Origin of the sequence: Streptomyces sp. NPDC101152, assembly GCF_044768275.1 — a bacterium.
In the GTDB taxonomy this organism is placed as follows: Bacteria; Actinomycetota; Actinomycetes; order Streptomycetales; family Streptomycetaceae; genus Streptomyces.
Genome location: NZ_JBIWPO010000006.1, coordinates 346,842 through 353,003, shown reverse-complemented (window position 1 = coordinate 353,003; position 6,162 = coordinate 346,842). Strand labels below are relative to the sequence as shown.

Sequence of the window (6,162 nt, the reverse complement as noted above, 5' to 3'; positions counted from 1 at the left end):
TACGACGATGAGGCTCAGCCGTTCCGCTGGACCTACGACGGCACCCCACTCAAAGCCGCATGACCCCCGCAAGATCAATGCGGCGCTGCACTAGTGCCGCGGCAGGCGACGTTTGCCCGGGTAAGGAGCGGCGTCGTGGGGCCCCTCCCGCTCGAGCGAAGTCGACAGTGGGGGAGCGTCCTCTCGGCGTGCCGGGCGTCGCGACGGGGCGAACGTCGCCTGCCGCGGCACTAGGGGCGGACGCCGCTTCACAGATCCAGGACCAGGCGGGGACCGCGGGAGCGGGAGACGCAGATGAGCATCGTGTCGCCACTGACTCGCTCGTCCTCGCTGAGCAGCGAGTCCCGGTGGTCGGGCGTGCCGTCGAGCACGTCGGTCTCGCACGTGCCGCAGGTGCCCTCCTGGCAGGAGAATTCCACCGGAACGCCGGCCTCCGTCACGACCTGCAGCACCGAGCGGTCGGGCGGCACGGTGAGGGTGAGTCCGGCGCGGGCCAGTACGAGTTCGAAGGCCTCGGCGGGGCGCGGCTCGGCCGACGGGGCAGCGGCGAACCGCTCGACGCCGAGCGTGCCGGGGGGCCAGGCGGCGCACTGCGCCTCCACCGCCTGCAGCAGGGGCTCGGGGCCGCAGGCGTGCACCAGGGTCCCCTCCTCGGGTGTGCCGAGGAAGTCCGCGAGGTCCAGCAGGCCGTACTCGTCCTGCGGCCGGAGCAGGACGCGGGCCCCATAGGGCGCCAGACGGTCCCGGAAGGCCATGGAGGCGCGGGTGCGGCCGCCGTAGAGCAGTCGCCAGTCGGCGCCCGCGGCCTCGGCGGCCTCCACCATCGGCAGGACGGGCGTGATGCCGACGCCGCCCGCGATGAACAGGTGGCGGGCAGCAGGCCGCAGGCGGAAGGCGTTGCGCGGCCCGCGCACCCGCACGGTGGCGCCCTCCGACAGCCTGTCGTGGACCTGCACCGAACCGCCACGGCTCTGCGGCTCACGCAGCACGGCGATCTGCCACGCGCCTCGGTCCTCCGGCCTGCCGCACAGGGAGTACTGGCGGATCAGGCCGCCGTCCAGGAGAAGGTCGATGTGCGCGCCCGGGGTCCAGGCGGGCAGCGGCTCGCCGTCGGGGTGGCGCAGGGTGAGGCAGACGACACCCTCGGCGGCCTCGGTGCGGGCCGCCACGACGAGCGGCGCCTCGTGCAGGGGCAGTTGGTCGGGCATGGTGGTCAACCTGGTCTCGTAAGAAGAAGGGGGGAAGGGGGAGGGCGGACACGCGGGCTCAGGGTCCCGGCGGTACGTGCAGCAGCAGGGCGTCGCCCTGGCCGCCGCCCCCGCACAGGGCCGCCGCGCCGACACCGCCGCCACGGCGGCGCAGTTCCGTCGCGAGGGTCAGCACCAGCCGGGCGCCGGTCATGCCGACCGGATGGCCCAGGGCGATGGCGCCGCCGTTGACGTTGACCTTCTCCAGGGGGACGTCGAGTTCGCGCACGGAGGCCAGGGTGACCCCGGCGAACGCCTCGTTGATCTCGAACAGGTCCAGGTCGGCGGTCTTGAGGCAGCCGTCCCGGGCCAGCGCGTCACGGATCGCGCCGGCCGGCTGGACGAGCAGCGAGGGGTCGGGGCCCGCGACCGTGCCGTAGGCGCCGATCCGGGCGAGCGGGGTCAGGCCCTCCCGTTCGGCGCGGTCCGCGCTCATCACGACGACGGCCGCGGCGCCGTCGGACAGCTGGGAGGAGTTGCCCGCCGTGACGGTGCCCCCGGCCAGGAAGGCGGGCTTCAGGCGCCCGAGGCCCTCGGCGGTGCTGTCCGGTCGTACGCCTTCGTCGGTGTCGACGACCCGCTCGCCCCGGCGTCCGGCCACCGTGACCGGCGCGACCTCCGCGGCCAGGGCGCCCGACTCCTGGGCGTGGGCGGCCCGTTGGTGCGACAGGGCGCTGTACTCGTCCTGCTCCTCGCGCGTGAGGCCGTACGGCTGCTGGTAGCGCTCGGTGGCCGCGCCCATGGAGACGCCGTCGAAGGCGCAGACGAGGGCGTCGCGGTCGAGGGCGTCCTCGATGGTGGCCGCGCCGTACCTCCAGCCGCCGCGCGACCCCCGCAGCAGGTGCGGCGCGCCCGACATGGACTCCATGCCACCCGCGACGACCACCTCGTGCCGCCCGGAGGCGATCATGAGGTCGGCCAGGGCGATGGCGTGCAGGCCGGACAGGCAGAGCTTGTTGACGGTGGAGGCCGGGACGGAGAACGGGATGCCGGCCCGCACGGCGGCCTGCCGTGCCGTGTTGGGGCCGGTCCCCGCCTGGACGACGTGGCCCATGACGACGGCTTCCACCGCGCCCGGTTCCACACGCGCGGCGGCGAGCGCGGCGCGGATGGCGTGTGCGCCGAGGTCGGCGGCGGACTCGGTGCTCAGGGCGCCCATCAGCTTCCCGATGGGGGTCCTGGCGCCGGCGACGATGACGGATCCGGGCACGGCCGGAACCTCCTTGCCATGAGATGAGGGGATCAGGCGATGGCGTCGACGGCGCGCTCGGCGACGAGGTGGGCCGTCTCGTTGACCGAGTGCAGGACGATCCGGCCACCGGGCATGCGCCGCACCCGGCTGACCGAGGTGTAGCCGGGGTGGAACCAGAACATGCGGGGCAGGCCCAGCATCGTCGCCAGGTAGGTGTTGGTGATGCCGCCGTGGCACACGGCCGCGACCCGCCCGCTCGGGTGTGCGTCGAGGATGGTCTCCATGGCCCGCACCGCCCGGGACCGGAACGCGTCCCAGTCCAGGTCCGGCACGAAGTCCTCGTAGCGTCCCTCGGCGAGCGCCACCGACCGGGGGTCGTCCCTGTCGACCTGCTCCGGCGGTGTGTAGGGGTGCGTGACGTCGGTGTCCCACTCGCGCAGGTCGTCCAGCACCGTCGCGGTCAAGCCGGTCACCCGCTCCAGGGGCGCGGCCGTCTCGCGCGCCCGCTGGAACGGGCTGGTGTACAGGGCGTCCAGGTCCTCGTGGACCAGCCAGGCGGCGAGCCGCTCGGCCTGCGCGGTGCCCTCCGGCGACAGCCCGGGGTCGTACACGCCCGCCCGGGGCAGGCCGTGCCGGATGAGGAGGAGTTCGGTCATGGAGGATCCTTCGGGAGGGATCGAGTGGGAAGGGGGTCAGCCGGCGATGGTCCGCTCGGAGCGCCAGTACGGCCGGCGCATCGCGCGTTTGTCCAGCTTGCCCATGGCGTTGCGCAGGAGTGAGGGGACGAACTCGTACGACTTCGGGCACTTGTAGGCGGCCAGCCGCTCGCGGCAGAACCGCTGAAGTTCCTCGGCCGGCGGCTCGTCCCCGGCGGCCACGACCAGCGCCCGCAGCGACTCGCCGAAGTCCGGGTCGGGCACGCCGATGACGGCGACCTCGGCGATCGCCGGGTGCAGGCGCAGCACCGCCTCGCTCTCGGCCGGGTACAGGTTGACACCGCCGGAGACCACGACGTCGGCGGCCCGGTCGGTGATGAAGATGTAGCCGTCCGCGTCGACGTGGCCGATGTCCCCGAGGGTGAAGACGCCGGGGGAGAGGTAGGCGGACTTCGTCTTCTCCGGGTCGGCGTGGTAGCGCACGCCGTGTGCCTCCGGGGCCCGGAACGCCAGCAGGCCCGTCGCGCCGGTCGGCAGGGGCTGCCCGTCCTCGTCGGTCACGAGCACCTCGAAGGGACGTTGGGCGCGTCCGACCGAGCCCGGATGCGCCAGCCATTCGGTGCTGTCGATGCGGGCCAGTGTGCCCGCCTCGCTCGCGCCGTAGGACTCGGTGAGCACCGGGCCGAACCAGTCGATCATGGCCCGTTTCACCTCCGGCGGGCACGCGGAGCCGGTGTGCGCGACCTGGAGCAGGCTGGAGACGTCGTAGCGGCGGCGCACCTCCTCCGGCAGGGCGAGCAGCCGCTGGAAGTGGGTGGGCACCATCACGGCGGAGGTGACCCGCCACTCCTCGACACGGCGCAGGAAAGCCTCCGGGTCGTAGGAGCCGAGGATCACCACCGGACGCCCGGCTGCCAGGTGCCGCAGCGAGGTCAGCGGACCGTTGTGCTGCAGGGGGCCGCACACCAGATGGGGGCCCGGCGGGAAGCCCGGCCGGGCCGCCAGCTCGGCCAGGTAGGCGGCGCTGTCGGCGACGGGGGCGTGCACCCAGCGCACCTCGGTGCCGCGGGCCCGGCCGGTGGTGCCGGAGGTGTAGACGAGGGGCGGCCGGGCGGGCCGGTCGGTGGGCGCCGTGGTGGCGGGCGCCGCGCCCAGCCACAGGTCCCAGTCGAAGGCGTGCCCGGCGGGTTCGGTTCCGTGCGTCACCACCGGCAGGCCCAGCTCGCGGGCCGCCTCGACGGCGACACCCGCGCCGACGGGCCCGGCGACGATCGCGGTGGCACCCGCGTCGATCAACTGGTCGACGAGCTCGCCGACCCTCAGCTGCCGTGACGCCGCCACCGTCCCCACCCCGGCGCGCAGGCCGGCCAGATGGGTCACGAGGGTGGGGATCGCGTTGTCGCCGAGGACGGCCACCCGGTGGTCGGGTCCGGGCGCGAACTCCAGCAGGCGTACGGCCGCCCGCTCGACCTGGTCGACGAGCCCGGACCAGGACAGGGTGCCCCGGTCGTCCACCAGGGCGGCCCCCTCGGGTGTCTGCCGGGCGCGGCGGTCGAGTGGGGGAAGGGACATGACTCCTCCGGCGGCTCCTCGGCCTCCACCCGAATTCATGGGGAGGCGATGCGGAGACTGTAGCGTTTATCAAGAAAGTACGGAACACTCTGATCCGAGTCGGAGCTGATCGCCGGTGCAACCAGAGGTTGCCGCGGGGTTTCGCTGACCGACGTTACTCAATCTCTCGTCTGGTAAGTGTGCCGAGGAGGAGCCATGTCCCCACCGGATCCCGAGCAGCCGGACACGGGCGTCTGGCGTGCGGCGGCCAGGCAGTGGCTCGCCACCGTGCTCGAACCGCGCCGGATGCCCGAGTCCACAACGCAGGCCGCCGCTCTCGCCGTCTTCCACAACCTCCCGGACGACGAGGAACGGCTGCTCCTCCAGCACTGCCGCGCCTATCAGCGCGCCCGTTTCGACGCCGGATACCAGGCGCTGACCCTCCCCCGGGACAAGGGCGGCGCGGGCCTGACCGCCGCCCACGCGGCGGCGTTCGCCGAGGAGGAGTCCGCTTTCGAGGTCCCGGCCTCCACCGAACTGATCAGCGTCACGGTACGGCTGGTGGGGATGGCCGTCTCCCTGTTCGGCACCGGGGAGCAGCGTGACACCTACGCCCGCTCCTTCCTGCGGACGGACCTGCTGGCCTGCCAGCTCTTCAGCGAGCCCGGCGCCGGGTCCGACCTCGCGGCCGTGCGCACCCGCGCACGCCAGGACGGGGACGAGTGGGTGATCGACGGCCAGAAGGTGTGGACGTCGGGCGCCCAGTTCGCCGACTACGGCCTGCTGCTGGCCCGCACCGACCCGCACGTCGTCAAACAGGCGGGCATCACCGCCTTCCTCGTCCCCGTGGACGCCCCCGGCGTGGAGGTACGTCCCATCCGCCAGATGAGCGGGGGCGCCTCCTTCAACGAGGTGTTCCTCGACGGCGTCCGCGTCCCCGACGCGCTGCGGATCGGGCGCCCCGGCCAGGGCTGGGAGGTCGCCACCGCCACCCTCGCCTTCGAGCGGACCGCCTCGGGCGGCGGCAACCGGCGCAAGGGCGGCACCTTCGCCGACGTCCTCGCCCTCGCCCGCTCGCTCGGCCGCACCCAGGACCCCCTGGTCCGCCAGCAACTCGCCGACCTCTACGTACGGTCCGAGCTGCGCGCCGCCACCGTGGACCGGGTCGCCCGCGCGAGCGCCGCCGGCGGACGGCCGGGACCGGAGGCCTCGCTGACCAAGCTCATGGCCTCCGACCTGCTCAGCCGCACCGGGCAGACGGCCGCCGACCTCATGGGAGCCAGGATCGGCGCCGACACCGGGGAGCCGGACACCTTCGCCTGGACCCAGCACCTGCTCGGCGCACCCGGCTACCGCCTGGCCGGTGGCACCGACCAGATCCAGCGCAACCTGATCGGCGAACGGGTGCTGAAACTGCCCGCCGAGCCGCGCACGGACCGCGTTCCCTTCTCCGAACTGCCCGGCGAGTGACCGGCAGTCGACGACAACCCCACTTCAGGAGCGAAGGAGCGAAACC

The 6,162-nt window shown here is 73.7% G+C and carries 5 protein-coding genes; 1 reads left to right on the top strand and 4 read right to left on the bottom strand.

Annotated features, from left to right (window positions below):
- Window positions 1-248 precede the first annotated feature (248 nt).
- Genes ACIRVK_RS11375 through ACIRVK_RS11360 form a run of 4 tightly spaced genes read right to left on the bottom strand, consistent with a single transcriptional unit; the run spans window position 249 to window position 4,667 of the window.
- Window positions 249-1,208 (bottom strand): PDR/VanB family oxidoreductase, encoded by a 960-nt coding sequence (locus tag ACIRVK_RS11375; protein WP_404245550.1) that lies wholly within the window; start codon window positions 1,206-1,208, stop codon window positions 249-251.
- Between the two features lie 58 nt (window positions 1,209-1,266).
- Window positions 1,267-2,457, bottom strand: a complete 1,191-nt coding sequence (locus ACIRVK_RS11370) for an acetyl-CoA C-acyltransferase (protein WP_404245548.1) — start codon at window positions 2,455-2,457, stop codon at window positions 1,267-1,269.
- Window positions 2,458-2,489: 32 nt separating this feature from the next.
- Entirely contained in the window at window positions 2,490-3,095 is a 606-nt protein-coding gene (locus tag ACIRVK_RS11365) for a histidine phosphatase family protein (protein ID WP_404245546.1), read from the bottom strand.
- Window positions 3,096-3,131: 36 nt separating this feature from the next.
- Window positions 3,132-4,667 carry an AMP-binding protein gene (locus ACIRVK_RS11360; protein WP_404245544.1) on the bottom strand — a complete coding sequence of 512 codons (1,536 nt, stop codon included), beginning with the start codon at window positions 4,665-4,667 and terminating at the stop codon, window positions 3,132-3,134.
- Window positions 4,668-4,862: 195 nt separating this feature from the next.
- On the opposite strand from ACIRVK_RS11360, the gene ACIRVK_RS11355 reads away from it, so the two are divergent.
- Window positions 4,863-6,116 (top strand): acyl-CoA dehydrogenase family protein, encoded by a 1,254-nt coding sequence (locus ACIRVK_RS11355; protein WP_404245542.1) that lies wholly within the window; start codon window positions 4,863-4,865, stop codon window positions 6,114-6,116.
- The last annotated feature ends 46 nt before the right edge of the window (window positions 6,117-6,162 follow it).